Source organism: Microvirga sp. BF8, assembly GCF_059888585.1.
In genome coordinates, this window is sequence record NZ_CM187619.1 from 1,751,219 (window position 1) to 1,777,497 (window position 26,279).

A 26,279-nucleotide genomic window follows, 5' to 3' on the forward strand; every position below is an offset into this window, starting at 1 on the left:
GGCTCCGCCTTCGGCGACGATGCTGGGCCCTACGGGAACGACAAGTTCGCCGCCCGTAGGCAAAACTCCGATCAGCAATTGCCGCAAATGTGCCGCTTCCGGTGTATCATCTAAAAGGACCTCTTCGAAAGATCCTCCGCACTCTGAAAGGAGGATTCTACCGCCGTCGATGCGAAGACGGACGTTCATCCCCGTATGTTGACTGTCCTGAACGCGAGACTCGTGGGCCGGTATGCTCCCAGTGGTCGCATTGGCATCGAGTCCACCTCCCGCCAATGCCCCTAGGCCCGTAAGCAGCGGACCCCATTTCGACGCTCTGCTCATCGCGTCCTCCCTGGCGCGGAATAAGTGCCATATGCGTCTAGTAGAGCACTTCGCCTCCATTGCGTGTCAAGTACTAGGTCAAAGGATTACACCTTCAGAGCAACTAAGAGGCCGATGAGGCTAATGATGCTCGGTCAAACCATGTGGAATAGCTCCTCTTAAGTAGAGCTGTCCGCCGTTGATCTTGACGATGGCCATTGCAGCACGAAGAGATTCCAGCGTGACGACGGTCCTGTTCTACCTGTGTCATAGGCCGACTTGAGGAGAGGCGGATGCGGCAGCTGTTGACGGCTATGACCATCACTTGTGTCTTCTTCGCCGGTGCTGCCCTAGCGGACGGGAGTTGCATCACTGCGGAAAAGGTCTGTCGACTCAAGGCCGGCTTCAATCCGGAAACAGGATCGGCACCGGTCTGTGACGAGGCACAGCAGACGTCGAGAGCAAGGGGAAGGGCAGGGGCAAGAACTTTTGTGAACACATTCGTGAAGCCGATCCAGGATGCGGTCGCCCTGGCGCCAAGTAAAGCCTATGCGGACTTTTGTGCCATCGACAGGTATTTCATTGTCGGCCCAAATAAGTCCTGGTCGTCCTGGGGACTTTGGGAAAATCCCAACAATGCTGCATATGCCAAGTCTCTCGGCAAAAACAATTCCTATATCGCGATTTCGGAAGATGTATTCAAGGATACCGTTTCTACGCTCGAGCAAAAGCTGCAGAATGGAATCGTGAATGGATCTGCTATTAAGTACACGGCAAATTCCAAAAACGCCAATTTGAAGACACTGGCAGTGCTCTCGGCATTGACGCACGAAATGGGTCACATCCAGTGGCATAAGTATCAAGATAAAAGCGGCACGATTTTTCGGAAGCTGGCGTGCTACAATGACACATTCCTTCGGGATTCCTGGGATGAACCCCAATCTCAGGAGGCGCTTCAAAGACCGTGGACACCCTACAACGACAAGGGACGGTCCAAGCACAAGAATAACAGCATCCCGCACCCGGGCGACGGCCAAACGATGAATCCCTCAGACGTTCGCAAAGTTCTTGACGGAGGTTTCATCAGCGCCTTTGCGGCGGTCTCCCCCGAGGAAGACTTCGTCGAGACCTATAAAGTACTTGTCCTCGACGAAAACCTATCAGAGTACAAGGTCAGCGTCGCAGGCGGGTCGTTTAATATCCTGGACACGATCCGGAACGAACCGGGTCGGACAATTTCCCAAAAGGCGGCGTGTGTGCGCCCCGTGGCGTATTACTGATTCCACCGTCCCTCATCCTTGTGCGGTTATGCGCAACATTCGCGGCACTGTGCGAGTTGGGATGCGCTTTTGTAAGGTAGTGCCCACCAAAAATTGCCGCGGGCCTGGCGAGCTCAGGGCAACGATTGGCTCACCCGCTACCCAGTGCGGCGAGGGCAATCGACTCCGCAACGAAATCATAGCGATCGGTGAGGATCGCCGTCGCAACCCTCACGTGCTCTGTGGGACCGACCGAGCATTTCGTCCCGGGGAGGACAGCAATACCGCGAGCAGCCAGGGTAACCAGCGCATATTGCTCGGACTCGACTGGAATCCAGATGCACAACCCATCGCCCCGCGGGATGTTGATGCCGCGCTCGCGCAGCGCCTCGGTGAGCGTCGCGCGACGCTCGGCGTAGATATTGCGCGCGTCGGAGACGATCTTCGCGCTTTCGGCATCGTTCAGAAGCCACGCCGTCGTCGCCTGCAGGAGTCGGCTTGTCCACCCTGAGCTGAAACTGCGGTAGGACTGGATCTGCTTGACCACATTGACCGAACTCGACAGCACCGCGAGACGCAGATCGGGGCCCAGCGATTTCGAAAACGACAGGATATGAACGACCCGGGTCGGAAACCGATTGCCCAAACTCACGGGAGGCAGGGGTGAAATATCGCCCACACCATCATCCTCGATGATGAAGCAGTCGCTTCCCTGCAGGGTCGAGGTGAGTTCCGCCAGGCGCCGTTTGCTCACCGCCTGCCCGGTCACGGAGTGGGTGCGCGGCTGGAAGATGAAGGCCGTCGGGTTCTTTTGAAGAGCCTTGGATAATGATTCCGGCACCGGTCCTTCCGCATCGCATTCAACCGGAAGGATCTGCGCTCCAAGGTCCTCGATGATATCGAGGATGCGCATGGCCGTCGGATTTTCGATTGCCACGAATGCGCCGGGCATCACCAGAGCGTGCAGGGCGGAGTAGATGGCATTGTAGCCGCCATTGGTGGCAAGGAAGGTTTCGGGCTGATAGGGCCAGCGTCGCTCGACGGCTGCGCGCAATTCGGCAAGAATCGGTGTGCGCTCATAGCTGTTCAGGTTATCCGCCTGCGCCCCATGGGCCAAAGCACGGGCCAAGGGTGGCAGTAGGTCCCGATCGGGTACTGCCAAACTCAAATTGAGCACCTCTTCGCCGAAATGCCCCACGCTTCCCATGCGTGCCGGCCGTGGCGCAACCGTATTGCCAAAGACCCAGATCCCCGTGCGGCCGCGGCCGGTGATCATCTTCTGCCGGCGCAGCTCACTCCAAGCCTCGGAGACGGTCGCAGGACTGACGCCAAGCTTGAAGGCGAGTTCACGTACCGTTGGTAGGCGCATTCCGATGGGGAGGGCACCTGACCTGATCAGGGCACTCGTCTCGACCGCAATGCCGCGCGCGGTGCGCTCCCTTAACCTGGCGGCTAGCCAATCGACGTCCTGCATAAGTCCATCTCAAAATCGTCTTTTAATGTTCAATAACATAATAGCTATTGATCAGGCGAAATGAACATTTAATTTTCAATCCTGGCAAACATTTGGCCGGCGGTGCCTTCGCTGGCGAACGGCTGGAGAACGATGTGAGAGTTACTGTCCGTCTCGCGCTGCGCGATTGGGATTATATGACCCCGCTTGTGCTTGGTGATGTCACGTCGGATGTCATCGACGTGAAGGTGGACCGTGTCGGTGCCCTGCCGGAGGACTTCGCCAATGACCCCCGTTACGATGCCAGCGAAGTTTCGTTCAGCCGCTATACGACAGGGCGCGCCCGAGGCGACACTGCCATCTTCGGTGTACCGAACTTTCTCATGCGTGGCTTCCGGCACCGGTGTGTCATCACCGCCCGCAACAGCAGTCTCACGCGGCTGGAGGATCTGAAGGGTGGGCGGATCGGAGTTACCGGCTGGCAGGATTCTGGTAATACCTGGACCCGGGCAGCACTGGCGCTGGCGGGGGTCGGCATCGAGGACGTGCACTGGTATGCGGGCCGCCTGACGGAGTCGCACCCGATCATCGATCGCCTCGGCCCCTATGCACGCCCGGGCCGGATCGAGGCGGTGCCGGGAGAGAGGCCGATGCTCGATCTGCTGGAGAGCGGCGAGCTGGATGCCGTCTTTACCCCCTTCATGCCGCCGGGCTTCTTCGATCGCGGATCAAAATTCCGCCATCTGGTATCAGATCTGCACAGCGCGGAGCTCGCCTATTTCAACACCGTTGGCTACATACCCGGCATCCATATTCTGGGCGTCAAGTCAGCTCTTGTTCTGGAACATCCGTGGCTTCCCCAGGCGCTGAGCGATCTTCTCGACGAATCCCAGCGCGTGTGGCTCGAAAAGCGCCGCAAATATGCGGAAACTACGCCTTGGATCATCGATGAGCTTGGCCGCTGCGGCCGCGATCTGCCCGAAGATTGGAATGCGAGCGGCCTCGAACCCAACCGCAAGATGATCGGCGACTTCCTGGCCGAGGTTCGGAGGCAGGGTCTCGCCGAAATGACCCTGACGCCAGACACTCTATTTCCGGCGGTCGCGAACCTCATAGGAGAACCAGCATGAAAGTCGCCCTCGGCCAATTCGCCGTCAGTCGCGATTGGCAGGATAATGCCGAGACTTGTGTCCGGTTAATGCAGCAGGCAGAGGCCGGCGGCGCTGACCTTCTCGTACTACCCGAGGGCATTCTCGCCCGGGACATCGCGGATCCCGACATCGTGCTGAAGACCGCGCAGCCGCTCGACGGCCCGTTCATGGCTCAGGTGCTGGAATCCAGCCGCGGCTCGAACCTGACGACGATGGCCTGCGTTCACGTGCCGTCCGGGGGCGGGCGGGTCTTCAACGTGCTCGTCACGGTGCGCGACGGGGCAATCGTCGCCCAGTACCGCAAGCTTCACCTTTACGATGCTTTTTCGGCCAAGGAATCGACCAATGTCCAGCCTGGTGACGAGATTCCCGAGATCATCGAGATTGCTGGCCTCAAGGTCGGCATGATGACCTGCTACGACCTCCGCTTCCCGGAAATGGCACGTCGCCTCGCGGTCGATGGCGCAGACGTGATCGTGCTGCCGGCGGCGTGGGTGCGCGGACTTGGCAAAGAGGCACATTGGGAGGTGCTGGTCACGGCCCGCGCGCTCGAGAACACCTGCTACGTGGTCGCCGTGGGCGAGTGCGGCGAGCGCAATATCGGCGCGAGCATGGTTGTCGACCCCCTCGGCGTTGCGACCGTCCGCGCCGGAGAGGCCCCGAGTCTCACGTTTGCGGAGATCGACCGCGCAAGGATCGCTCATGCGCGCTCTGTCCTGCCGGTTCTCGCGAACCGGCGCTTCGCACGCCCGGAACTTGCCCGCGCCGAGCATGCGAAGACGCAGGCAGCCTAGTATTACGATCAGAAAGGGAACAGACACATGAGAATTCAAGGTATCCTGTATGCGACCGCAATCGCCCTAGCGACGGCTCAGGCCCCGGCCCTGGCACAGGGCGCACCGGCTGGCCAGATTCCGCAGCAGAAGGTCAGCGAAGAGCTTCGTGCCAAGCTTCCCGAGGACCTCAAGTCGTCGAACAAGCTGATTTCAGTGAACAGCGGTTCTTTCCCGCCTTACGAGATCGTGACCGATACCCGCAGCATGACGGGCGCCAGTGCTGATATGACTGACGCCATCGGTCAGTTGCTTGGCGTCAAGATCGAACATGTCACTGTCAGCGGGTTATCGGCGTTGCTCAGTGGCATCAAGTCCGGCCGCTATCAGTTCGCCATGGGGCCGGTTGGTGATTTCAAGTCCCGTCAAGAAGCCAATGATTTCGTGGACTGGGTGCAGGAGTACGTCGTCTTTGCCGTTCAGAAGGGGAATCCGAAGGGCATCAACTCTCTCGACGACGCCTGTGGGGCGCGCGTCGCCGTGCAGTCGGGGGGATCGGCTGAAAAGGTGATCAAGGCTCAAGCTGAAAAATGCGCGGCTGACGGCAAGCCTAAGCTCGAGGTGCAATCCTACACCGACCAGCCGACTTCGATCCTGTCGGTCCGTTCGAAGCGCGCGGACGCATTCTTCTCCTCACAGGCTCCGCTGACCTATTTCGTGCAGCAATCCAACGGCGAGCTCGAATTGGCGGGCGTCGGCAAGCCCAACGGATTCGATGATCTCTTCCAGGGAGCTGTCGTGACGAAGGATTCGCCACTCAGCGAAATTCTTCTCGGTGCCGTTAAGGAGCTCGTGAAGAACGGCACCTATGCGGCAATCATGAAGAAGTGGGGACTTGAGAACAACATGATCTCCGAGCCCGGCATCAACCTGGCGAAGAAGTAACGGATATGACCGAGCGCACTATCAATCCCTCCATCGAGCTTCGCGATGTCGCCAATGCGCATCGTCCGATAGAATGGGGCCGCTGGCTTCTCTGGGCATTCGTGCTGATCGTGGCGGCGAACTTCGCCTGGATTGTCGCCCACAACGAGAATTTCGGCTGGCCCATCGTGGCGCAGTGGTTCACTGCGGACTCGATTCTGAAGGGATTGTCGGTGACGCTCGGTCTGACCGTCGTGGCGATGCTGATCGGTATCGCCATCGGCCTTGTGCTGGCCATCGCCCGAATGTCTCAGGACACGCTGTTCAGTTCGCTGGCTGGCCTTTTCATCTGGTTCTTTCGCGGCACGCCGCTGCTGGTGCAGTTGATCTTCTGGTACAACCTATCGACGCTTTTCCCCGAAATATCGTTGTCGATCCCGTTCGGCCCGACCCTGGTCAGCTGGAACACGAACGACATCATTACGCCCATGACAGCCGCCATCGCCGGGCTGTCTCTCAACGAAGCGGCCTATATGGCTGAAATCATCCGCGGCGGCCTGCTTTCTGTGGACAAGGGACAGGTCGAAGCGACGGACGCCTTCGGCATGACACGTGCGCGGGCTCTGCGGCGGGTCATCATCCCGCAGGCAATGCGCTCCATCATCCCGCCGACCGGCAATCAGCTTATCAGCATGATCAAGGCAACTTCGCTCGTCAGTGTCATCGCAATGGCGGACCTGCTCTATTCGGTGCAGGCGGTCTACAATCGAACCTTCGAAGTCATACCGATGCTGATGGTTGCGGTGATATGGTACCTCATTATCACATCGATCCTCAATGTCGGGCAGGGCTTCATTGAGCGGTATTATGCCCGCGGCGAGCGGGGATCCGCCGATGCCAACGCCCGCACCGCAATTCGTGTGGAGGAGCCAGCATGAACGTTGCCGCTAAAATGGTTGCCGCAGCCACCACAGAGCCTTTGGTTCGCGCCCGCAACGTGCACAAGTCCTTCGGCGACAACGAGGTGCTCAAGGGCATCGATCTCGACGTCATGCCGGGAGAAGTGGTTGTGATCCTCGGCCCTTCGGGCTCGGGAAAATCCACCTTCCTGCGCTGCATCAACCATCTCGAGGCCATCGACCGCGGGTCGATCGAGGTGGACAACGAACAGATCGGCTATCAGTTGCGGCACGGGCGGCTGCACAAGCTCTCCGACCGGGCTATCGCCATACAGCGCCGCAAGATCGGCATGGTGTTCCAGCAGTTCAATCTCTATCCGCACATGACGGCACTGGAGAATATTATCGAGGCTCCCATCGGTGTGCACGGCCAGAACCGCCGCGACGCCGTGTCCTATGCGATGGAGTTGCTGACCAGGATTGGCCTTGCAGACAAGGCCAATGCCTATCCGCGCCAGCTTTCGGGCGGTCAGCAGCAGCGCGTCGCCATTGCACGCGCCCTCGCAATCAAGCCGAAGCTCATGCTGTTCGACGAGCCGACATCGGCGCTCGATCCCGAACTTGTTGGCGAGGTCCTGGCAACTATGCGGGACCTTGCCGAACAAGGCCTCACGATGATCGTCGTCACCCATGAGATCGGCTTCGCGCGTGAGGCAGCAGATCGCGTCGTCTTCATGGACGGTGGCGTCGTTGTCGAGGAGGGCAGCCCTGAGGTCGTGCTGTCAAATCCCTCTCATGCCCGCACACGTCTCTTCCTCAGCCGATTCATCCAGAACAGCTGAGGGACGGGACCGACCGGTAGACTACTCCGAAGCCCCTCGAATGGAAGCGGAGGGATTGAGGCGCATTGAGCGAATAGGCTATCCATGGCGCAATCATATCGGGCTCGCGCAGCCGTAATCGATGCGGTTTTCCATCTTGCTGTGGCGTCCGATCGAAACGCGCGAGGCGGGGCCGGCACGCCCCGAGGGCGGATCCTCTGTCAGGGCAAGGGAGAAGAGCCATGAAACACCGTCAAGTCTCGTTCCTCTTCGACCTCGATGGCACCCTCGTCGACAGCGTCTATCAGCATGTCCTTGCTTGGCATGAAGCCTTGGAAGCGGAGGGTATCGACCTTTCAATCTGGCGTATTCATCGCAAAATCGGCATGTCCGGCGGGCTCTTCACCAACATGCTCCTGCGCGAGACAGGGCTGGTGATTGACCCACAGCGCATCGAGCGGCTGCGCCAGCTTCACGCCGCAGCCTACAGGAAGCGAGCGGACCGGATAAAACCCTTGCCCGGCGCCCGCGAGCTTTTAGCCTATCTGACGGAATCAGGATTGCCATGGGCGATCGCAACGAGCGGGCGCATCGAGACAGCGGGCCCTGTCCTGGAGAATCTGGGTGTCGATCCGGGCAAGGTGCCTGTCATCACACGTGACAAGGTCAGGTATGCCAAGCCGGATCCGGACCTTTTCCTTGCCGCAGCCGATGCGCTGGGACTTCCTATCGAGGGGGCATGTGTGGTCGGGGACAGCATCTGGGACATGCTGGCGGCGCGGCGTGCGGGAGCATTGGGGGTAGGCCTGCTCTCGGGGGGATATGGTGAAGACGAGCTCGTGCGCGCAAGCGCCTACAGGGTTTACGAGGATCCTGCGGACTTGCTGAGACATATCGACGAGGTCGGCGGGAGAAGGTGAACCGGTCGGGCACCTTCAGCGCGAGCAGACCTTGGACGGGCTCACTCCGGGCGTCGACGGCTCTCCTTTGCAAAACTCTCATGTCGGTCGGCGATGGCGTTGGCGAGTGAGCCATCGAGTCCCAGTTCCGCGATCATGCGACTCGCCTCGCGCATCTCGGCGGCGCGCCGGATCCCGTGCTGGCGGACACGGGACAGCATCGTCTTTGCGATATTCTCCCAATCCATGCCAGGATAGGATGCGGCGAGGCTTGCCAGTACGGCAGGCATGACGCCGGCCCGCTCGGACGCAAGAGTGAAATCCACCATGAGGGCTTCCATTCCCTTGATAACGATGCTGCGGCACAACTTGCTCGCGGAAGCGGTACCGATCGTTTGACTGACCGGAGTGATCCTCATTCCGAGCTTATTGAGCCGATCTGAGACTTCCTGCGCCTTTTCGCCCCCGCTCAGGATTGGAACCGCGATACCAACGCCGCTGACAGGAGCCATAACGGCAAACTCGACAAAACTGGCATGTCGCCCGACCGCTTCGGCAACCCTTCTCTTCGTGGCGGGGGAGACGGAGTTGAGATCGATATAGATCTGAGAGGGCTGGAGTTGTGGTGCAAGCCGCTCGGCCACTGTGATGGCAGCATCGGCCGTGACGGCCGAGATGACAATATCGGCGCCAGAGCAGGCATCCGCCGCGCTCTCGGCTGCGTGGATGTCGCTTTCGGCGGCGAGTTGCCGAAAACGCGAACCTTCCCCGGGATATCCGAACAGGATGTCATAGGCCCTGACCTGCACGTCCGCCTTCGCCGCCAACTGGCGGGAGAACAGCTGCCCGACTTCTCCATAACCGATGAAGGCGATCTCGAGGCTCATGGGTTCACACCGTTTGGAGGATGAAGCATGACAAAGCCGTCACGGCTCGTCCCTGTATTCGACATAGACGAGACCCGCCTTCGCAAGTGGCTCGCGCATCTTGTAGAGGTCCAGTCCCAATGTGCCCGAGGACAGAATTGCGCGCTTGGCCTCCTCGTTCGCCACACGTGCCTCGCCTGCGTCCGCAACGGCCCCAGCGTCCTTGCGGGATACTGCTACGACACCATCGTCGTCGGCGACGATGACATCGCCCGGGTTGATCAAGGCGCCGGCGCAGACGACAGGCACGTTGACCGAGCCGAGGGTCGCCTTGACCGTGCCCTTCGCAGATATCGCGCGCGACCAGACAGGAAAGCCCATTCCTGTCAGCGTCTTCACATCCCGGACACCGGCATCGATCACCAGACCGATCACGCCACGAGCCTTAGCGGAGGTTGCCAGGAGATCTCCGAACATGCCGTCGCTGTTGTCGGCGGTCACCGCGACGATGAGGATGTCGCCCGGGCAGCACTGCTCGATCGCGACGTGGATCATCCAGTTGTCTCCCGGCTGCGCCAAAACCGTTACCGCGCTGCCTGCAATCTTTGCTCCGGTCCAGATCGGCCGTATGTAAGGCTTCAACAAGCCGGATCGGCCCATAGCCTCATGAGTCGTCGCGGTGCCAAGCGATGCCAGCCGGTCGACTACATTCCGGTCGACGCGCGGAATATTGGTGACGACGATAGGCTTCATGTGAGCTCCTCTACGACCTGCGGGAAGATGCGCTGGTAGGCCTCGCCAAAGGTCATGGCTTGTCCCGAGTTGCGCCCGCCCTGCATGCCCCGGTTCAGCGCGACCCGGGTATAGTATTCCCAGAGATGCTTCTGTGCCGCGAGGATCTCGAAGGCCTCACGCTTCTTGTCCCAGACGTCATCGATGTTCAGAATCACGTTAGGTTTGTAGTTGCACTGCTCGGGCTGGTGCGGCTCGAAGAGGAAAACCGGTGGCGCGCTGTAGGCGAGGTCTGGGCTCGGCTTGTGGCCTGCCGCCTGGGCAATGATGCGCGCTTCCTGGGCAAAGCGCGCCGCCTCCGGATGGTCCACGTTATATGGGTCCTCGAGGGAATGCGTGAGCACGAAGGCGGGTTTGAGATCCCGGTAGATGTCAATCAGGCGTTCCAGCATTTCGGATGTCATGCTGAGCGGGTAGTCGCCGGCATCGAAGAATTCGATTTCGGCGCCAAGCGTTTCGGCGGCCCGCTCGGCCTCGTCGCGGCGTTGCGCCTTCACCTGCGCCAGGGACAGGTCACCCCTTTTCCAGGCCCATTGGCTCTCGCCACGCTCCCCGAATGATAGGCAGACGATCTTCATCCGGTAGCCCTTGCGTGCATGAACCGCGATCGCGCCGCCGGCACGCCATACGAAATCTCCGGGGTGGGCGGTGACGACAAGTCCGACTTTTTCAGAAGACATGAAAGCCTCGAAACGAAAAGTTCATTGAAGAATCAGGCGGCGTCGCGGCCTGACTCGGATGTGGCGAGGGTTTCGTGCGCGAAGGCATGCCCCTCGAACAGAAGACGGGCCGTCCGCAGCAGTCCCGCGCGGTGGACCACGGGCCTTTCCTCTGTCCCGCCAACTTCGATCATCACGCTGAACTCGCCAGTTGGATGCTCGACCGACAATTTCTTTTCCTGTCCCGGCGGAGTCTGCGCGACGCGGGCTGCAGGGGAGGCAGGCAGCACGCAGGCGGTTGCAACGGTAACGGCAGCGAACACGCCGATCGAGGCATGGCATTCGTGGGGGATGAAGCTGCGCGTGCAGATGTGCCCACCTGCGGCAGGGGGCGCAACCAGCACCATTTTGGGCACGACTTTGGAAGAGACATCCCCGAGCCCCATAAGTCCGCCCGCCTCCAGGCGGATTTGCTCCAGGCGAGCCTTCAGCACAATGTCCGCATCGAGCACATGGCGAGGCTCATAGCCGGTCCGACCGACAGCCGTGGCCCCGATCACGACCACTGGCATGCCGTTGTCAATCAGCGTCGCATCTACCCCGGCGACGTGATCAACAGTATTGCCCGTCGGAAGCAGGGAGCCGCATACGGAGCCGGCGGCGTCGAGAAACTCAATCGCGATCGGCGCGGCGGTGCCCGGGACGCCGTCGATGCGGGCGTCTCCGCCGTAGATCACCCGCCCGGCGGGCGTCTGCACCGTCAATTCCGCAATGGTTCCCGTATTGATTGTTCGGACGCGGACCCTCGTAACCGGATCCTGTGTCGCTACTAAACCTCGCTCGATGGCGAACGGCCCGACGCCGGCGAGAATATTGCCGCAATTGGGGGTGACGTCGACATTCGGCTTGTCGAGGGCGACCTGGCCGAACAGAAAGTCCACGTCGCACTCCGGCGCTTTCGATTTCGAAACGACGGCGACCTTGCTCGTGAGCGGATGGGCGCCGCCAAGGCCGTCGATCTGGCGTGGATCCGGCGAACCCATGATCGAGAGAAGCAGCGCCTCGCGCCGCGCCGGGTCGCCAGGAAGATCGTCAGCGAGAAAGTAGGCTCCCTTGGAGGTGCCTCCTCGAAAGATCATGCAAGGGATGCGCGGTTGGATGGCCCTTCTCCCATGGACAGTTCAATGGCGTCCAGGAAGGGTGCATCACCGGTCAGGGTGCAGCAAATGGTTTGTTTGCTGCTTTTTGTGAAAATTTTTCATGAGCAATCAAACTTGATGGTACAAGTCGGGCGGTACGATCATGCGAATGTTCGGACGATGATCTTTCTCAACTCGTCCGCCAGCGGCGACAGGGGCACACCTCTTTTCGATACAATGCCGAGTTGGCGTGTAATGCTGGGATTGCGCAGGGGCACAAGCTTGAGGCCGCGCTCATCGATCGTATCGATCGACAGTCGCGGGACCACGGTTAGAGCCACGCCGGCCCGGACCAGGGCAAGGGCGGTCTGGATATGTTGAACCTCGAAGCGCCAGCAGAGCGACTCGCGCCGACTTCCCAATGCGTCGTCGATAATGATCCTGTTGCCGGCCCGGGAGCTGATCCGGATGAGCGGTTCTTCCGTCAGCTCGGACCAATTCAGGGAGGATTGTGAGGCCAGGGGGTGGTGCTGCGGGCAGACCAATGTGAAGGGATCCTTGATCAGCATCTCGATATCGAAGTCCCATCGATGGGCTGCGACCATCGTGATGCCGAACTCGACCGTGCCGGCCTGGACGAGATCGGAGATTTCCGTAGCGGAATGGTCGTAGATGTGAACGGCCACATGCGGGTGCCGCTCCTGGAATTGCTGCAGCGCCCGGGGCAGGCGCCCCGATGCGATGGTCGGGAGACAGCCGATTGAAAGCGTTTCCTGACGATGTCGGCCCTCAAGCCGGAGTTGGTCCAACGATATGGCCAAATTTTCTATGGTATCTTTGACCTGCGGCAGCAACCGAAGTCCTGCCTGCGTCAGGGATACCTCGCGCGTGGTGCGTGACAGCAACTTTACGCCGAGATCCTCCTCCAGTTTCCGAATGCGATGGCTAAGGGCCGTCTGCGACAGGTTCAGGTGTGCAGCTGCGTGCTGGAAGCTGCCTCGTTCCGCGATGGCGACGAAGGCATGGAGGCCAAGGAAGTCGATACGCATGCGAAACTCCGGCGAGCGGCGGCTTGTTGATGGGCATTCCGACCCGAATATATGAGTTATATTCACTAATCCCAGAAAACAAACCATTTGATTCAGTGTGGCGACGTGCACACCTTGCGTAGGTCAGTCACACTGTACGGGAGCGCCGCACAGCGTAGCCGGTCTGTACGTGGCGACGGGTCGAGCGTCATAGAGGGATAGTTAAGACAGTATATCTTGCTGAACTTTCGTCCGTCTCGGTCAGAGGGGGCTAAGTCTCAAGCAATACGCAGTGCAAACACAAAATTCCGCACGCATCGACGTGAACTGTCGGGCGATTACATTTCGGGAGGATGGTTCAAGTGACTGACTGCGTGTCGAGAGGATCTATACGCCCTGGTCCCAATCGCCGCCAGATTTTCGGGGGCGCGCTGGCCTTGGGGGCGACAACCCTAGACCCGGCAAAATCGGGAGCCCAGACCTATCCGAGCCGCAATATGACCCTGGTCGTGCCGTTCACGCCGGGCGGGTCTACCGACATCTTGGCGCGACTCCTTGGGCAAAGACTTGAGACGTCTCTCAGCGTCCCTGTCATCGTTGAGTCGCGACCCGGCGCCGGCGGCTCGATCGGCGTGGGATCCGTCGCCCGTTCCCCTGCCGATGGTTACACCTTGGTAATGGGCCATATTGGCACGCTCGCAGTGAATCCGGCTCTCTACTCGAAGCTGCCATATGATCCTTTGACGAGCTTTGAGCCAGTCGGCGGCATCGCGAACGTCCACAATATGCTCGTTGTCCATCCGGATGTTCCGGCAAATACGCTTCAGGAGTTGATTGGATACGCCCAGCAAAATCCCGGCAAGCTGAATTATGCTTCGGGCGGCATCGGAAGCGCGGCTCATATTGCAATGGTGGCGCTCGCCGACCGTGCGGGGATCACGTTGACACATGTTCCCTATCGAGGCACCGCTCCAGCCGTGACGGACCTGCTCGGGGGGCGGGTGCAACTCACGTTCACAGGAGCACCGAACCTGATTCAGCACGTGGAAGTTGGCAAGATGCGTGCGCTCGCCGTCTCCGGATCCATGCGCCTTAGGGCTGCTCCGACTGTTCCCACTGTCGCGGAATCCGGGCTGCCCGGCTTCGAAGCATCGCAATGGTATGGGATACTGGTCCCTTCCGGTACTCCGAAAGACGTAGTTGATCGTCTCAATGCTGAAATCAAAACGGCGATGGGCGCCCCTGAAATTGCCGAGCGCCTGTCCCTGGAAGGGGCGGAGGTCTGGACCAACAGTCCCGCAGAATTCCGCGACCATATCGGCAAGGAAATCGCTCGATGGGGGGATCTCGTCAAGCGCACTGGGATCAAGCCAGAATAAGCGGCGATGGCGGGATTTCGGTGACGACATGCCATGCCCGGCGGAGTCGGTGACGATCAGCGATCCAAACGACCGATTTCGGCACCTTCATGAATGCTACATTGAGACATGTGCGCAAACACTTACCAAGTGGCGCGCCCGCGCCTAAACTGAACGGCTAAAAAGCCGAAGAGGGAGGAAAAGGGATGTTACGTCGGACACTTCTGGCCGCGGCAGGTGCCGCGGCTGTCATGCTGGCCATGAGCGGTGCTGCTTCGGCACAGGGGTCGCTAAAGATCGGGCTGATCCTGCCGATGACGGGGCCGTTCGCCTCGACGGGCCGTCAGATCGAGGCAGCCGCCAGGCTCTATATGCAGCAGAAGGGCGATACGGTCGCCGGCAAGAAGGTTGAGCTTATCGTCAAGGACGATACCGGCACCGCCGACGTGACGAAGCGTCTGGCGCAGGAATTGATCGTCAACGACAAGGTCTCGGTCCTGGCCGGCTTCGGCTTGACGCCTCTAGCCTTGGCCACCGCTCCGCTGGCCACCCAGGCGAAGGTGCCCGAAGTCGTCATGGCGGCCGCGACCGCTACCATTACCGAGGCCTCGCCTTACATCGTCCGCACCAGCTTCACGCTGCCTCAGGCGACGGTGCCGATGGCGGACTGGGCTTCCCAGAACGGGCTGAAGAAGGTCGTCACCCTCGTCTCGGATTACGGCCCCGGAATTGACGCCGAAAAGGCATTCTCCGCATCCTTTACAGCAAAGGGCGGGCAGGTGGAGAACCTGCGCGTACCGTTGCAGAATCCGGATTTCTCGCCGTTCCTCCAGAAGGTTGCGGACGCTAAGCCGGACGCCCTCTTCGTATTCGTGCCCTCCGGCGTCGGCGCCCAGTTCATGAAGCAGTTTGTCGAGCGCGGTCTCGACAAGAGCGGGGTCAAGCTCATCGGCCCCGGCGACGTGACGGATGACGATCTTCTCAACAATATGGGCGATGTCGCTCTCGGGGCGATCACGACGCAGCACTATTCGGCCTCGCATGACAGCCCGGAGAACAAGGCTTTCGTGGAGGCATTCAAGAAGGCCAACAATGGCATGCGCCCCAACTTCATGGCCGTCGGCGGCTATGACGGCATGCATCTGATCTACGAGGGGCTGAAGAAGTCGAACGGGGCTGGAGGCGAGGTGCTCCTGAATGCCATGAAGGGGATGAGCTGGACGAGCCCGCGCGGCCCGGTATCGATCGACCCGCAGACCCGGGACGTCGTCCAGAATATCTATGTCCGTAAGGTCGAGCGGGTAAATGGGGAACTCTACAATATGGAGTTCGCCACCATTCCGAACGTCAAGGATCCCGTCAAGGCGGCCAAGTCCAACTGACTCTCACGCAGGGAAGCGCCGACGATGGACGGCGCTTCCGCATCGTTTTCTGGAGAGTGCGGTGCTGACTATCCTCTTCGATGGGATTGCCTACGGTATGTTGTTGTTCGTGCTGGCCTGCGGGCTGGCCGTGACGCTCGGATTGATGAATTTCGTTAATCTTGCCCATGGTGCCTTCGCAATGGCCGGGGGCTACGTAACCGCCGTTCTCATGAATCGATATGGCGTCCCTTTTCTTGCAACCCTGCCGCTGGCTTTCCTCGTACCCGCCCTGGCAGGACTCGTTCTCGAACGGACCCTCTACAAGCGTCTCTATGCGCGCAACCATCTCGACCAGGTCCTGTTCTCGATCGGAATCGTCTTCATGGCGGTCGCCGCCGTGGACTACAGCATGGGATCCCAGCAACAGTTGATCCAGCTTCCGAGCTGGCTCCAGGGCAGGATCGATGTGCTGGGCATCCAGGTTGGACTCTATCGCAGCTTCATTATCGCCGTCTGCGGCGTGCTCGTCGTTGCCTTGCAACTCGTCCTGACCAGAACCCGCTTTGGATGCCGCTTGCGGGCCGCGGTGGACGATCCCCGCGTTGCCCGCGGCCTCGGGATCAACGTCAGCATGATCTTTGCGACCACATTCGCGGTGGGTTCAGGCCTGGCCGGGCTCGGGGGAGCGCTCGGAGCGGAAATCCTGGGACTTGATCCCACCTTTCCGCTCAAATTCATGATCTACTTTCTTATTGTCGTCACGGTGGGAGGGACGACCAGCATCACGGGTCCATTTCTGGCCTCCCTGCTTCTCGGGATCGCCGATGTGGCGGGCAAGTATTACGTGCCGAGCCTCGGTGCGTTCGTCATCTACACGCTCATGATCATCGTTCTCGTTCTTCGCCCGCAGGGGCTGTTCGCCCGAGCGCGGTGACCGAGGGGAATTATCCAATGTCTTCAACCATTGCAGAGCGTGTCCGATCGACCTTGAGTCGTAAGGGCCGATGGCATGTTGCCGATATCCTCTTCTGGATCGTAGCGGCGGCAACGCTGTTCTTCATGCCCGAGCGCCATCTTATCCTGAACGAGATCGCGATCGTTGGCCTTTTCGCGCTCTCCCTGGACCTGATCCTCGGCTATGCGGGTATCGTGTCGCTGGGCCATGGGGCATTCTTCGGTTTGGGAGCCTATGTCGCAGGAATTCTGGCGAAATTCGGTGTTGGCGAGCCTCTGGTCGGCCTGGCAACCGCGTCGCTGGTCGCGGCCCTTCTCGGTGTCTTGACCAGCTTCCTCGTCCTGCGTGGCGCCGACCTGACGAAGCTGATGGTGACGCTCGGCGTCGCCCTCGTGCTGGGTGAAGTGGCCAATCAGATGTCATGGCTGACCGGAGGCGCCGACGGCCTTCAGGGCATTGCCATGGGCCCGCTGCTCGGCCTCTTCGAATTCGATATCTTTGGTACGACGGCCTACGCCTATAGCCTCGTGGTGACCTTTCTGCTGTTCGTCCTCGCGCGTCGGATCGTCGTGTCGCCGTTCGGGCTTTCCCTGCGCTCGATCCGCGACAACCCTCTCCGGGCTCGCGCTATCGGAATTCCGGCCAACCGTCGGCTCGTGGCCGTCTATACGCTATCGGCGGCCTATGCCGGGGCGGCCGGTGCTCTTTTAGCCCAAACCACCCAGTTCGTGTCGCTCGACGTTCTCGCCTTCCATCGCTCGGCAGATGTTCTTCTCGTTCTTGTCATCGGCGGCGTCGGGTATCTTTACGGTGGACTCATCGGAGCCATCGTCTTCAAGGGTCTGCAGGATGTCCTGTCGGGACTGACGCCGCAGTACTGGCAGTTCTGGATTGGCATGATCCTCGTCGTCCTGGTTCTCGCCGGCCGCGAGCGCTTGACGGACAGGGCGCGGGCCCTGTGGAGCCGAGCGATGGCCCGTGTGACCGGGCGGCCCCAGCCCGAGCCGTCTCCTTCGATACGGGAGATCTGACGTGGTACCCGCTCTCGAGACCAGGGGTCTGGTCAAGCGCTTCGGGGGGCTCGTCGCCACCGATAACGTTTCGTTCCGACTCGAGCGTGGCGCCCGCCATGCGTTGATCGGTCCGAACGGTGCCGGCAAGACGACCTTCATCAATCTGCTGACCGGCATCCTCGCGCCGACATCGGGGCAGATCTACCTGGAGGGGACCGATATCACGAATGTGAGGCCGGAATTGCGCGTGCAGCGCGGTCTCGCGCGCACGTTCCAGATCAATCAGCTCTTTCCCGCGATGACGCCTCTCGAAACCCTGGGCCTTGCCGTATCGGAGCGCTTGGGAGGCGGGCGCGACTGGTGGCGTGTGACAGGTACGAAGCGTGAGATCGTCGACGAGATTGTCGAGGTTGCCGAGCGTTTTCGGCTTACCGACGTGCTCGATGAGCGGACGTCGAACCTAGCATACGGGAAGCAGCGCCTTCTCGAAATCGCCGTGGCCTTCGCCTGCCGGCCGCGTGTACTTCTGCTGGATGAGCCGGCCGCGGGCGTGCCGGAGGCGGAGCGGCAGGAACTGCTCGCTACTGTGGGGGCCTTGCCGCGGGATGTTTCGGTTCTCCTGATCGAGCATGACATGGATCTGGTCTTCAGTTTTGCGGACCGCATCTCCGTTTTGGTCAATGGTGCCTTGTTTGCGGAGGGAAGCGTCGACGAGGTCTCGTCCGACCCGAGAGTCCGAGCGGTCTATCTTGGGGAGAGCCTCGATGAGTGATCTCCTCAACCTGCATCAGGTTTCCGCCGGCTACGGTGACGCGATCGTCATCTCGAAGATCGACCTGCATCTGAAACCTGGCGAGTCCCTGGCAGTGCTGGGCCGTAATGGCACCGGTAAGACGACCTTGCTCAATACGATCATCGGCGTGACCCGCCAACGTGGAGGAACAATAACCCTCGCAGGCCAAGACCTGACCGGCATGCGCCCGGATGCGCGGGCATGTGCAGGTATCGGCTGGGTGCCCCAGGAGCGCAATATCTTCAAGTCCCTCACGGTCGAGGAGAACCTGACCGCCGTGGCCCGTTCCGGGCCTTGGACCTTGGCCAGGGTCTACGAAATGTTCCCCCGCCTCAGGGAGCGCCGCCTCAATATGGGAAATCAGCTGTCCGGCGGAGAGCAGCAGATGCTGGCCATTGCCCGTGCGCTCGTGTTGAACCCGAAGCTAATGCTCCTCGACGAGCCCACGGAAGGTCTCGCACCGATCATCATCGAGGAACTCCTGGCGACCCTGAAGCGCATCATTCGCGAGGAGGGGCTCTCGGCTATCGTTGTGGAACAGCACGCACAGAAGATTCTGAGCGTGACGGACAGCGCGCTCATTCTGGATCGAGGCACGATCGTTCACGAGGGTCCGAGCCGGGCTCTCATTGAAGATCCTGCTATTCTCGAGCACCATCTCGGCGTCACGGGAAGGAAGCCGGGACGGATCGTCCGGCATGAGAAGAACATGAGTTAAACCCTGGAGGAAAATGCCATGCAACGCACCAAGCCACCGTTTCGCGCCGATATGGTTGGAAGCCTTCTCAGGACACAGCCTCTGAAGGAGGCGCGCGAGAAGCATCACCGGGGTGAAATCGGGGATGACGCCCTGAAAGCTGTCGAAGACCGGGAAATCCGGGCTCTCATCAAGCGCCAGGAGGATATCGGCCTGCAGGCGGTGACGGATGGCGAGTTCCGTCGCGCCTATTGGCACTTCGATTTCCTTGAGCATCTCGACGGCGTGACCTCCGTCGAGGCCGATTCCGGCATGAATTTCAAGGGGGGCGTCGGGATTACCAAGGCGCTCCGGATCACAGGCAAGGTCGATTTCTCGGGGCATCCGATGATCGAGCATTTCCGGTTCGTGAAGGACAACACGAGCCGCATGGCAAAAATGACCATCCCGGGCCCGAGCATGCTCCACTATCGCGGGGGGCGGAAGATGATGAACATGGGCGTCTATCCCGAGATGGACCGGTTCTATGCCGACGTCGGCGCGGCCTATAACAAGGCCGTACACGCGTTCTACGATGCTGGCTGCCGGTATCTCCAGCTCGACGATATTTCGTTTGCCTATCTGTGCGATCCCGACCAGCGGGAAATGCTGCGTCAACGGGGCGACGACCCGGGCAAGCAACCTGACATCTATGCGGGGATGGTGCGGGAGGCTCTGAAGGACAAGCCTGAGGATCTCTCGATCACAATGCATCTCTGCCGGGGCAATTTCCGGTCGACATTCATCGCTTCCGGTGGCTACGAGCCGGTGGCCGAGACGCTGTTCAATGCGATGCCCGTCGACGGATATTTCATGGAATGGGATACGGACCGGGCAGGAGGCTTCGAGCCGCTGCGGTTCCTGCCCAAGGGCAAGTCCGTTGTCCTTGGACTCGTCACCTCAAAGACCGGGACGCTCGAGAGCAAGGATTCCATCAAGCGCCGGATCGAGGAGGCGACCAAATATGTCGATCTCGATCAGCTCTGCCTCTCACCTCAGTGCGGCTTCGCTTCAACGGAGGAGGGCAATACGCTTGCCGAGGACGAGCAATGGGCAAAGCTCCGGATGATTGTCGAGATCGCCGAAGAAGTGTGGGGCAGCCCGGGCACGCAAGCCAGAAAAGTCGCCTGACAGGCGCGACGGGAGCCGGATCACCGACTTTCCGGCTCCCAACAGACCGATCCCACGAGTGAAAAGACACTGTGATGCAGGAAGAAGAACCTCTGGTCGACCTCGCCCATCTTGGCCATCTTGAGCTTCTCACGCCGAAGCCGGACGAGAGCCTGCGTTTCTTCGTCGATGTGCTCGGCCTTACGGAGAGCGGCCGGCAGGGTGAATCGGTTTATCTGCGAGGCTGGGACGACTATGAGCGGCATACGCTCAAGCTGACGGCATCGGAGAAGCCGGGCATGGGGCATATGGCTTTCCGGACCAGATCCCAGAGGGCATTGGAGCGGCGTGTCGCGGCCCTCGAAGGTTCCGGCTACGATGTGGGATGGACCGATGGCGATCTCGGTCACGGGCCGGCCTTCCTGTGCCGAGACCCCGATGGGCATATGATCGAACTCTACTATGAGACGGAGTGGTACGTTGCTCCGCCCGAACTGAAGCCTGCCCTGAAGAACCAGGCCCAGCGCTTCCCGGCCCGGGGCGTCAATGCCCGTCGCCTCGATCACCTGAACTGCCTTGCCTCGAATATTCGTGAAAACCGCATCTTCTTTGAAACATATCTCGGATGCCGCCTCACTGAGCAGATCGTCCTCAACGATGGCACCGAAGCGGGGATGTGGATGACGGTGACCAACAAAAGCTACGACTTTGCCTACACCCGCGACCATACCGGCTCACGGGGCCGGTTCCATCATCTCACCTATGCCCTCGACAGCCGCGAGGAGGTCCTGCGCGCCGCTGATATCTTCCTCGAAGCCGGGGTTCCGATCGAATCCGGCCCGCACAAGCATGCGGTTCAGCAGACCTTCTTCCTTTACGTGTATGAGCCGGGGGGCAACCGGGTCGAGGTCGCCAATGCCGGGGCCCGGTTAATCCTTGCCCCGGATTGGAAGCCAATTGTCTGGACGGAAGAGGAACGGAAGAAGGGACAGGCCTGGGGCATGAAGACGGTCGACTCGTTTCATACCTATGGCACGCCGCCAGTCTAGGGAACTGGCTGATCCCATCCTTACGGTCAGGTTCCTATCCGGGCGCGGCCTGACTGGTGGACCGACGGTTGGTCTGTGCTGTTCTGAGCCGCCGCGGCCACGCTTCGCCTGAGTTTGGAGCGGCAGTTCGACTCCACAGCGTTCGCTCGGGCGAAGCAGGGCAGGGGCCCTGAACCCTGTCTGGGGTGCTCGGGATCTCATCGAGCAAGTCACGCCCTTGTCGCTTCCCTGAAGACAGCTGGAGCGTTCAGGCCTATACTTACAGCATTGGTCGCGGTTGCGCGTGACCGTCCGCCCTGCGCACGATCCCGCCGTGGCTTCGACCCGCTGGATGACAGTCCCCGTGGAGGAGCGGTTATGGCCAATTTCCATATCTTGGCTGGTGCAGGCGAGGTTCCAGCTCATCCGGTCGTCCGGAAGATCGAAGTCGCCGACCTGAAGCTGGCGTTGGTGAGAGGCTTCGAGGATTTCTGGGCCATGCCTTCGCACCTCGTTTTCCTCGGATTGATCTATCCGATCATCGGTGCGTGCCTTGCAGCGCTGACCTTCACCAATAACGCCCTGCCGCTGCTTTATCCTTTGGCATCGGGCTTTGCCCTCATCGGGCCGATTGCCGCCATCGGCCTCTATGAGATCAGCAGACGGCGCGAGCTTGGCTTGACGACAACCTGGCAGGATGCCTTCAGCGTGCTGCAATCTCCGTCGATGCCGTCGATCATTGCGCTTGGCCTCGTGCTGCTGGTCATCTTCCTGGCCTGGCTGGGCACGGCCCGAACGCTTTACGAGTCGCTCTTTGGCTATGCCGCTCCGGCATCCTATTCGCAGTTCGCAAGCCAGGTGCTCGGAACGCCGGAAGGAATCCGGCTGATCGCGTTGGGCAATGCAATTGGCCTCGCCTTTGCCATCGTGGTTCTGAGCATCAGCGTTATTTCCTTTCCGCTTCTGCTTGATCGGGATGTTGGCGTCGCCGTTGCCGTCTATACGTCTGTCAAGGCGGTGGTCATGAATCCCCTGACAATGGCGATGTGGGGCCTTATCGTCGCAGTGGCGCTTCTCGTCGGCTCCTTGCCGTTCTTCGTGGGCCTTGCGATCGTTATGCCCGTGCTCGGGCACGCGACTTGGCATCTGTATCGCCGGGTCGTGGAGCCTCCACCACCCCAGGAAGCTCATCCCGCCGTTTGAGGATTAGGACCGTCCCGCGCTCGCTCTTTCGAGTGGCGCGGCGCCCATTCCGGAAAAGGGTCCCTGTTCGCCGAGACAGAGTTCCGTTTCCGTGCTGCGCTATGAGCCGGGGCCAAAGAATGAAAGGCGCGAGAGGAGGGTGTAGTCCGCCTCAAGAACCATGATCGCTACAAAGACCAGGACAGCGCTCATCGGTACCAGAATGGCATAGACGAGGGCGAGGCGCTCCCATGCCATATGCATGAAGATTCCGACAATGAGGCCTGCCTTCAGCAGCATGAACAGGAGAATGAGTGTGTAGCGGAGCGCTCCCTCAAGCTGGAAGTAGTCGACCATGTAGGAGCAGGCACTCAGTACGAACAACCAAGCCCAGACCACAAGATAAAGCTTGATGGAATGTTGCTGTCCCTGTGTATGGGCAATTGCCTGTGTCATGTCTGCCTCTTTTACCAAAGATAGAACAGGGCGAAGATGAAGACCCAGACGAGATCGACGAAGTGCCAGTAGAGCCCCATGATCTCGACGGCTTCGTAGTTTCCCTTCCGGCTGGTGAAGAATCCTCTGGCCTGACGGTCAAAGTCGCCCCGCCAGACTTTTCGCGCAATGACGAGGAGGAAGATGACCCCGAAGGTCACATGCGTACCGTGAAAGCCGGTGATCATGAAGAACGTCGAACCGAACTGTGCCGCCCCCCACGGGTTGCTCCATGGCCGGACGCCCTCATGGATCAGCTTGGTCCACTCAAATGCCTGCATACCGACGAACGTGGCGCCGAGAAGCGCTGTCGCGAGCATCAGGGCAGCGGTCTTCCGGCGGTCGTGGCGGTATCCGAAGTTCACGGCCATCGCCATGGTTCCGCTGCTGCTGATCAGGACGAATGTCATGATGGCGATCAGGAGGAGAGGAAGCTCCATTCCGCCGATCGTCAGAGAAAAGACTTCGCTCGGGTTGGGCCACGGCACGGTCGTCGAGATCCGTGCGGTCATGTAGGAGATCAGGAAGCAGCTGAAAACAAAGGTGTCGCTGAGCAGGAAGATCCACATCATCGCCTTGCCCCAGGACACATTCCTGAACGCCTTCCGATCCGATGAAAAATCGCTGGCGATACTTCGCAGGCCCGAAACCTCCGGAAAAGCCTTCACGTCGTCTGTCAGAGCTTGTTCCGCCATATGCAGAACTCCTCTCAAGTCAGAAGCTGTCGGCAGATGTCGACCAGATCTCCGGCCCATCCGACCAGCACGCTGAGCACGATCAGCCATACGAGGAGCAGGAAATGCCAGTACATGGCGCAGAGCTCCACTGCGAGGCGCAAACGATCCGGCGCAGCGCCTCGCCAGGCCTTGTCCGTGGTTCGTCCTAGCGCCACTAATCCGCCGAGAAGATGGACGCCGTGCACGCCGGTCATGACATAGAAGAACGCATTGGCTGAATTGGCCGTCAGGAGATATCCCTCGTCCGTCAGCTGCCGCCAGGCGAGAAGCTGGCCGGACAGGAAGGCCAAGGCGGCGACGCCCGCCGCGAGGAGGCCCAGCTTGAGTTCGTCCGATTGGCCCCGGCGGGCAGCCTTCTGCGCGCAATGCAATGCGAGGCTGCTGAGGACGAGCATCCCCGTATTGAGCCAAATGATTCTCGGCACCGGCAGCGTGCGCCAATCCGGCATCTGCATGCGCATCGAGTACGCGCTGATGAAGAGCGCGAACAGAGATCCGACCACTGCGAGAAAGACGCCTAAGCCCACTTTCGACGGAGAAGGAGTGGTGACGGCAGGTTGCAGAAATTCGGTGGCCGCGCCCTGTTCCAGCCATGGCTTGGACGCCAAGCCCTGCTTCGAGAGCCACCATGCGGCGATAACCGCCAGGACACCCAAGAAGAGAACGATGCTAAGCATGGGCAGGTCCCCGAATGGAACCCGGCTGGTTCTGCGGCAGGAAATCCTGTTCGGCGCCCGGTACGCTGTAATCGTAGGCCCAGCGATAGACCACAGGCGGCTCCTTGCCCCAATTTCCGTGCGGAGGCGGGGTCTCGGGCGTCTGCCATTCCAGGGTGGTCGCTCGCCAGGGGTTGCCGCCAGCCAGCTTGCCGTTGCGCAGGCTCCAGATGAGATTGAAGACGAACACCAACTGGGTTGCTCCGACCAGCAGCGCCATGATGGTGATAAAGGCGTTGAGCGTGTGGGCCGATGGAGGAACGAAGGCCATGTCGCCGATGTCATGGTAGCGGCGCGGAATTCCCATCAGGCCCAGATAATGCATGGGGAAAAAGATCGCGTAGGCTCCGAGGAAGGTGACCCAGAAATGGAGCTTTCCCAGCGCGTTGTTCAGCATCCGCCCCGTTACTTTGGGATACCAGTGATAGATCGCGCCGAAAATCACGAGGATCGGCGCCACGCCCATCACCATGTGAAAATGGGCGACGACGAACATCGTGTCGGAGAGAGGGACGTCGACAACCACGTTGCCGAGAAACAGGCCCGTGAGGCCTCCATTCAGAAACGTGACGATGAAGGCGAGAGCGAACAGCATCGGCACGGTGAGATGAATGTCGCCGCGCCAGAGGGTCAGGATCCAGTTGTAGACCTTGATGGCAGTTGGGATGGCAATGATGAGCGTCGTCGTTGCGAAGAAGAATCCGAAGTTTGGATTCATGCCGCTGACGTACATGTGGTGCGCCCAGACCACGAAGCTCAGCGCGCCGATCGCCAGGAGGGCCCACACCATCATGCGATAACCGAAGATGTTGCGTCGCGCATGCGTGCTGATCAGGTCCGAGACGATGCCGAAGGCGGGAAGCGCCACGATATACACTTCCGGATGCCCGAAGAACCAGAACAGGTGCTGGAACAGCAATGGACTGCCGCCGCTTCGATCCAGGGGCTGTCCCATCTCGACGATGGCCGGCACGAAGAAGCTGGTTCCGAGTGCTCGATCGAAGAGCATCATCACGGCGCCTACGAACAGCGCCGGAAACGCCAGCAGCGCCATGAAGCTTGCCGTGAAAATTCCCCAAACGGTCAGAGGCATGCGCATCAGCGTCATGCCGGGGGCTCGCGCCTGGAGCACGGTCACGACATAGTTCAAGCCGCCCATGGTGAAGCCGATAATGAAAATCATGAGCGAAACGAGCATCAGGATGATGCCCCAGTCCTGCCCGCCCGGCGTCCCTGAAAGGATCGCCTGAGGGGGATACAGCGTCCAACCGGCGCCGGTGGGCCCGCCGGGCGCGAAGAAGCTTGCGACGAGGACGAGGACCGCGAGCAGATAGATCCAGAAGCTCAGCATGTTGACATAGGGGAACACCATGTCGCGCGCGCCGACCATCAGAGGAATGAGGTAGTTGCCGAACCCGCCGAGGAAGAGGGCGGTCAGCACGTAGACCACCATCATCATGCCGTGCATCGTGATGAATTGGTAATAGGCATTGGCGTCGATGAAGGAGAAAACGCCCGGAAACCCCAGCTGCAGGCGCATCAGCCAGGACAACACAAGGGCAATCAGTCCGACGGACAGGGCAGTGACCGAGTACTGGATTGCAATGACCTTCGCATCCTGGGAGAAGACGTATTTCGTAACCCAGCTCTTGGGGTGATAGAGCTCGACATCTTCGTACTGGGCCGGTGCCAAGGCTCCGGCTGGACCAAGCGGGACATCAACCATCAGGCAGCTCTCCCTAACGTCTCCCGGTGATGGCTCGCCCTTCGGAGCCTTCACGCCTGTTTTCCCTTGTCGCACTGCTCACGTTCGATTCAGACGGCCT

26 protein-coding genes are annotated in these 26,279 nt (G+C 60.3%); 16 read left to right on the forward strand and 10 right to left on the reverse strand.

Annotation, left to right across the window (positions count from 1 at the left end; genetic code table 11):
- The first annotated feature begins 596 nt into the window (after positions 1 to 596).
- Entirely contained in the window at positions 597 to 1,583 is a 987-nt protein-coding gene (locus AC522E_RS08385; RefSeq protein WP_500749950.1) for a hypothetical protein, read from the forward strand.
- A gap of 130 nt (positions 1,584 to 1,713) precedes the next feature.
- Here AC522E_RS08385 and AC522E_RS08390 read toward each other — a convergent pair whose 3' ends face one another.
- Positions 1,714 to 3,036: an aminotransferase-like domain-containing protein gene (locus AC522E_RS08390; protein ID WP_500749952.1), complete on the reverse strand. Its 1,323-nt coding sequence runs from the start codon at positions 3,034 to 3,036 to the stop codon at positions 1,714 to 1,716.
- Between the two features lie 134 nt (positions 3,037 to 3,170).
- Between AC522E_RS08390 and AC522E_RS08395 the strand changes: the two genes are divergently transcribed.
- From AC522E_RS08395 to AC522E_RS08420, 6 genes are all read left to right on the forward strand, one after another.
- On the forward strand, positions 3,171 to 4,145 hold the full coding sequence (locus AC522E_RS08395) for a nitrate ABC transporter substrate-binding protein (protein WP_500749953.1): 975 nt from the start codon (positions 3,171 to 3,173) through the stop codon (positions 4,143 to 4,145).
- Positions 4,142 to 4,960, forward strand: coding sequence for a deaminated glutathione amidase (locus AC522E_RS08400; RefSeq protein WP_500749955.1), 819 nt, complete (start codon positions 4,142 to 4,144; stop codon positions 4,958 to 4,960). The genes AC522E_RS08395 and AC522E_RS08400 overlap by 4 nt, the downstream gene beginning before the upstream one ends.
- A gap of 27 nt (positions 4,961 to 4,987) precedes the next feature.
- Positions 4,988 to 5,884, forward strand: coding sequence for an ABC transporter substrate-binding protein (locus AC522E_RS08405; protein WP_500749956.1), 897 nt, complete (start codon positions 4,988 to 4,990; stop codon positions 5,882 to 5,884).
- Positions 5,885 to 5,889: 5 nt separating this feature from the next.
- Positions 5,890 to 6,801: an amino acid ABC transporter permease gene (locus AC522E_RS08410; RefSeq protein WP_500749957.1), complete on the forward strand. Its 912-nt coding sequence runs from the start codon at positions 5,890 to 5,892 to the stop codon at positions 6,799 to 6,801.
- A 14-nt stretch (positions 6,802 to 6,815) separates the two neighbouring features.
- Positions 6,816 to 7,604 (forward strand): amino acid ABC transporter ATP-binding protein, encoded by a 789-nt coding sequence (locus AC522E_RS08415; RefSeq protein ID WP_500750621.1) that lies wholly within the window; start codon positions 6,816 to 6,818, stop codon positions 7,602 to 7,604.
- A gap of 221 nt (positions 7,605 to 7,825) precedes the next feature.
- Positions 7,826 to 8,503 (forward strand): HAD family hydrolase, encoded by a 678-nt coding sequence (locus tag AC522E_RS08420; protein WP_500749958.1) that lies wholly within the window; start codon positions 7,826 to 7,828, stop codon positions 8,501 to 8,503.
- A gap of 41 nt (positions 8,504 to 8,544) precedes the next feature.
- On the opposite strand, the gene AC522E_RS08425 is transcribed toward AC522E_RS08420, so the two are convergent.
- The 5 genes from AC522E_RS08425 to AC522E_RS08445 form a co-directional block, all read right to left on the reverse strand.
- On the reverse strand, positions 8,545 to 9,369 hold the full coding sequence (locus AC522E_RS08425; RefSeq protein WP_500749959.1) for a DUF1932 domain-containing protein: 825 nt from the start codon (positions 9,367 to 9,369) through the stop codon (positions 8,545 to 8,547).
- 39 nt (positions 9,370 to 9,408) lie between these two features.
- Positions 9,409 to 10,101 carry a 4-carboxy-4-hydroxy-2-oxoadipate aldolase/oxaloacetate decarboxylase gene (locus AC522E_RS08430; RefSeq protein ID WP_500749960.1) on the reverse strand — a complete coding sequence of 231 codons (693 nt, stop codon included), beginning with the start codon at positions 10,099 to 10,101 and terminating at the stop codon, positions 9,409 to 9,411.
- Positions 10,098 to 10,820 carry a PIG-L deacetylase family protein gene (locus tag AC522E_RS08435; RefSeq protein WP_500749961.1) on the reverse strand — a complete coding sequence of 241 codons (723 nt, stop codon included), beginning with the start codon at positions 10,818 to 10,820 and terminating at the stop codon, positions 10,098 to 10,100. Before AC522E_RS08435 ends, AC522E_RS08430 begins: the two co-directional genes overlap by 4 nt.
- Positions 10,821 to 10,852: 32 nt before the next feature.
- Complete coding sequence (locus AC522E_RS08440) at positions 10,853 to 11,938, reverse strand: 4-oxalomesaconate tautomerase (RefSeq protein ID WP_500749962.1); 1,086 nt, start codon at positions 11,936 to 11,938, stop codon at positions 10,853 to 10,855.
- 161 nt (positions 11,939 to 12,099) lie between these two features.
- Positions 12,100 to 12,987 carry a LysR family transcriptional regulator gene (locus AC522E_RS08445; protein ID WP_500749963.1) on the reverse strand — a complete coding sequence of 296 codons (888 nt, stop codon included), beginning with the start codon at positions 12,985 to 12,987 and terminating at the stop codon, positions 12,100 to 12,102.
- Between the two features lie 476 nt (positions 12,988 to 13,463).
- On the opposite strand from AC522E_RS08445, the gene AC522E_RS08450 reads away from it, so the two are divergent.
- From AC522E_RS08450 to AC522E_RS08490, 9 genes are all read left to right on the forward strand, one after another.
- Positions 13,464 to 14,345, forward strand: a complete 882-nt coding sequence (locus AC522E_RS08450) for a Bug family tripartite tricarboxylate transporter substrate binding protein (RefSeq protein ID WP_500749964.1) — start codon at positions 13,464 to 13,466, stop codon at positions 14,343 to 14,345.
- Positions 14,346 to 14,530: 185 nt separating this feature from the next.
- The gene (locus tag AC522E_RS08455; protein ID WP_500749965.1) at positions 14,531 to 15,706 is read left to right on the forward strand and encodes an ABC transporter substrate-binding protein; all 1,176 of its coding nucleotides are present in this window, start codon (positions 14,531 to 14,533) and stop codon (positions 15,704 to 15,706) included.
- A gap of 61 nt (positions 15,707 to 15,767) precedes the next feature.
- Entirely contained in the window at positions 15,768 to 16,622 is an 855-nt protein-coding gene (locus tag AC522E_RS08460) for a branched-chain amino acid ABC transporter permease (RefSeq protein WP_500749967.1), read from the forward strand.
- 17 nt (positions 16,623 to 16,639) lie between these two features.
- Positions 16,640 to 17,674: a branched-chain amino acid ABC transporter permease gene (locus AC522E_RS08465; RefSeq protein ID WP_500749968.1), complete on the forward strand. Its 1,035-nt coding sequence runs from the start codon at positions 16,640 to 16,642 to the stop codon at positions 17,672 to 17,674.
- Position 17,675: 1 nt separating this feature from the next.
- Complete coding sequence (locus AC522E_RS08470) at positions 17,676 to 18,428, forward strand: ABC transporter ATP-binding protein (protein WP_500749970.1); 753 nt, start codon at positions 17,676 to 17,678, stop codon at positions 18,426 to 18,428.
- Positions 18,421 to 19,167, forward strand: coding sequence for an ABC transporter ATP-binding protein (locus tag AC522E_RS08475; RefSeq protein ID WP_500749971.1), 747 nt, complete (start codon positions 18,421 to 18,423; stop codon positions 19,165 to 19,167). Before AC522E_RS08470 ends, AC522E_RS08475 begins: the two co-directional genes overlap by 8 nt.
- A gap of 18 nt (positions 19,168 to 19,185) precedes the next feature.
- Positions 19,186 to 20,316 carry a 5-methyltetrahydropteroyltriglutamate--homocysteine S-methyltransferase gene (locus tag AC522E_RS08480; RefSeq protein WP_500749972.1) on the forward strand — a complete coding sequence of 377 codons (1,131 nt, stop codon included), beginning with the start codon at positions 19,186 to 19,188 and terminating at the stop codon, positions 20,314 to 20,316.
- Between the two features lie 74 nt (positions 20,317 to 20,390).
- A complete protein-coding gene (locus tag AC522E_RS08485; RefSeq protein ID WP_500749973.1) occupies positions 20,391 to 21,344 on the forward strand; it encodes a catechol 2,3-dioxygenase in 954 nt (317 codons plus the stop codon).
- A 357-nt stretch (positions 21,345 to 21,701) separates the two neighbouring features.
- Positions 21,702 to 22,526, forward strand: a complete 825-nt coding sequence (locus tag AC522E_RS08490; protein ID WP_500749974.1) for a DUF2189 domain-containing protein — start codon at positions 21,702 to 21,704, stop codon at positions 22,524 to 22,526.
- Between the two features lie 99 nt (positions 22,527 to 22,625).
- On the opposite strand, the gene AC522E_RS08495 is transcribed toward AC522E_RS08490, so the two are convergent.
- From AC522E_RS08495 to ctaD, 4 genes are read right to left on the reverse strand one after another with little or no spacing between them, the layout of a single operon-like run.
- Positions 22,626 to 22,961 carry a cytochrome C oxidase subunit IV family protein gene (locus AC522E_RS08495; protein ID WP_500749975.1) on the reverse strand — a complete coding sequence of 112 codons (336 nt, stop codon included), beginning with the start codon at positions 22,959 to 22,961 and terminating at the stop codon, positions 22,626 to 22,628.
- An 11-nt stretch (positions 22,962 to 22,972) separates the two neighbouring features.
- Positions 22,973 to 23,695 (reverse strand): heme-copper oxidase subunit III family protein, encoded by a 723-nt coding sequence (locus tag AC522E_RS08500; RefSeq protein WP_500749976.1) that lies wholly within the window; start codon positions 23,693 to 23,695, stop codon positions 22,973 to 22,975.
- Between the two features lie 14 nt (positions 23,696 to 23,709).
- Positions 23,710 to 24,414 carry a cytochrome c oxidase subunit 3 gene (locus AC522E_RS08505; RefSeq protein ID WP_500749977.1) on the reverse strand — a complete coding sequence of 235 codons (705 nt, stop codon included), beginning with the start codon at positions 24,412 to 24,414 and terminating at the stop codon, positions 23,710 to 23,712.
- Complete coding sequence (ctaD, locus tag AC522E_RS08510; RefSeq protein ID WP_500749978.1) at positions 24,407 to 26,179, reverse strand: cytochrome c oxidase subunit I; 1,773 nt, start codon at positions 26,177 to 26,179, stop codon at positions 24,407 to 24,409. The genes AC522E_RS08505 and ctaD overlap by 8 nt, the downstream gene beginning before the upstream one ends.
- Between the last annotated feature and the right edge of the window lie 100 nt (positions 26,180 to 26,279).

Excerpts from the sequence above, each read along its gene's own strand:
- AC522E_RS08440 (WP_500749962.1), bottom strand. The coding sequence starts at position 11,938 with ATGATCTTTCGAGGAGGCACCTCCAAGGGAGCCTACTTTCTCGCTGAC.
- AC522E_RS08490 (WP_500749974.1), top strand. The coding sequence starts at position 21,702 with ATGGCCAATTTCCATATCTTGGCTGGTGCAGGCGAGGTTCCAGCTCAT.
- AC522E_RS08450 (WP_500749964.1), top strand. The coding sequence starts at position 13,464 with ATGACCCTGGTCGTGCCGTTCACGCCGGGCGGGTCTACCGACATCTTG.
- ctaD (WP_500749978.1), bottom strand. The coding sequence starts at position 26,179 with ATGGTTGATGTCCCGCTTGGTCCAGCCGGAGCCTTGGCACCGGCCCAG.
- AC522E_RS08410 (WP_500749957.1), top strand. The coding sequence starts at position 5,890 with ATGACCGAGCGCACTATCAATCCCTCCATCGAGCTTCGCGATGTCGCC.
- AC522E_RS08465 (WP_500749968.1), top strand. The coding sequence starts at position 16,640 with ATGTCTTCAACCATTGCAGAGCGTGTCCGATCGACCTTGAGTCGTAAG.
- AC522E_RS08495 (WP_500749975.1), bottom strand. The coding sequence starts at position 22,961 with ATGACACAGGCAATTGCCCATACACAGGGACAGCAACATTCCATCAAG.
- AC522E_RS08445 (WP_500749963.1), bottom strand. The coding sequence starts at position 12,987 with ATGCGTATCGACTTCCTTGGCCTCCATGCCTTCGTCGCCATCGCGGAA.
- AC522E_RS08455 (WP_500749965.1), top strand. The coding sequence starts at position 14,531 with ATGTTACGTCGGACACTTCTGGCCGCGGCAGGTGCCGCGGCTGTCATG.
- AC522E_RS08500 (WP_500749976.1), bottom strand. The coding sequence starts at position 23,695 with ATGGCGGAACAAGCTCTGACAGACGACGTGAAGGCTTTTCCGGAGGTT.
- AC522E_RS08505 (WP_500749977.1), bottom strand. The coding sequence starts at position 24,414 with ATGCTTAGCATCGTTCTCTTCTTGGGTGTCCTGGCGGTTATCGCCGCA.
- AC522E_RS08475 (WP_500749971.1), top strand. The coding sequence starts at position 18,421 with ATGAGTGATCTCCTCAACCTGCATCAGGTTTCCGCCGGCTACGGTGAC.
- AC522E_RS08430 (WP_500749960.1), bottom strand. The coding sequence starts at position 10,101 with ATGAAGCCTATCGTCGTCACCAATATTCCGCGCGTCGACCGGAATGTA.
- AC522E_RS08390 (WP_500749952.1), bottom strand. The coding sequence starts at position 3,036 with ATGCAGGACGTCGATTGGCTAGCCGCCAGGTTAAGGGAGCGCACCGCG.
- AC522E_RS08420 (WP_500749958.1), top strand. The coding sequence starts at position 7,826 with ATGAAACACCGTCAAGTCTCGTTCCTCTTCGACCTCGATGGCACCCTC.
- AC522E_RS08485 (WP_500749973.1), top strand. The coding sequence starts at position 20,391 with ATGCAGGAAGAAGAACCTCTGGTCGACCTCGCCCATCTTGGCCATCTT.
- AC522E_RS08435 (WP_500749961.1), bottom strand. The coding sequence starts at position 10,820 with ATGTCTTCTGAAAAAGTCGGACTTGTCGTCACCGCCCACCCCGGAGAT.
- AC522E_RS08425 (WP_500749959.1), bottom strand. The coding sequence starts at position 9,369 with ATGAGCCTCGAGATCGCCTTCATCGGTTATGGAGAAGTCGGGCAGCTG.
- AC522E_RS08480 (WP_500749972.1), top strand. The coding sequence starts at position 19,186 with ATGCAACGCACCAAGCCACCGTTTCGCGCCGATATGGTTGGAAGCCTT.
- AC522E_RS08385 (WP_500749950.1), top strand. The coding sequence starts at position 597 with ATGCGGCAGCTGTTGACGGCTATGACCATCACTTGTGTCTTCTTCGCC.
- AC522E_RS08405 (WP_500749956.1), top strand. The coding sequence starts at position 4,988 with ATGAGAATTCAAGGTATCCTGTATGCGACCGCAATCGCCCTAGCGACG.
- AC522E_RS08400 (WP_500749955.1), top strand. The coding sequence starts at position 4,142 with ATGAAAGTCGCCCTCGGCCAATTCGCCGTCAGTCGCGATTGGCAGGAT.
- AC522E_RS08415 (WP_500750621.1), top strand. The coding sequence starts at position 6,816 with ATGGTTGCCGCAGCCACCACAGAGCCTTTGGTTCGCGCCCGCAACGTG.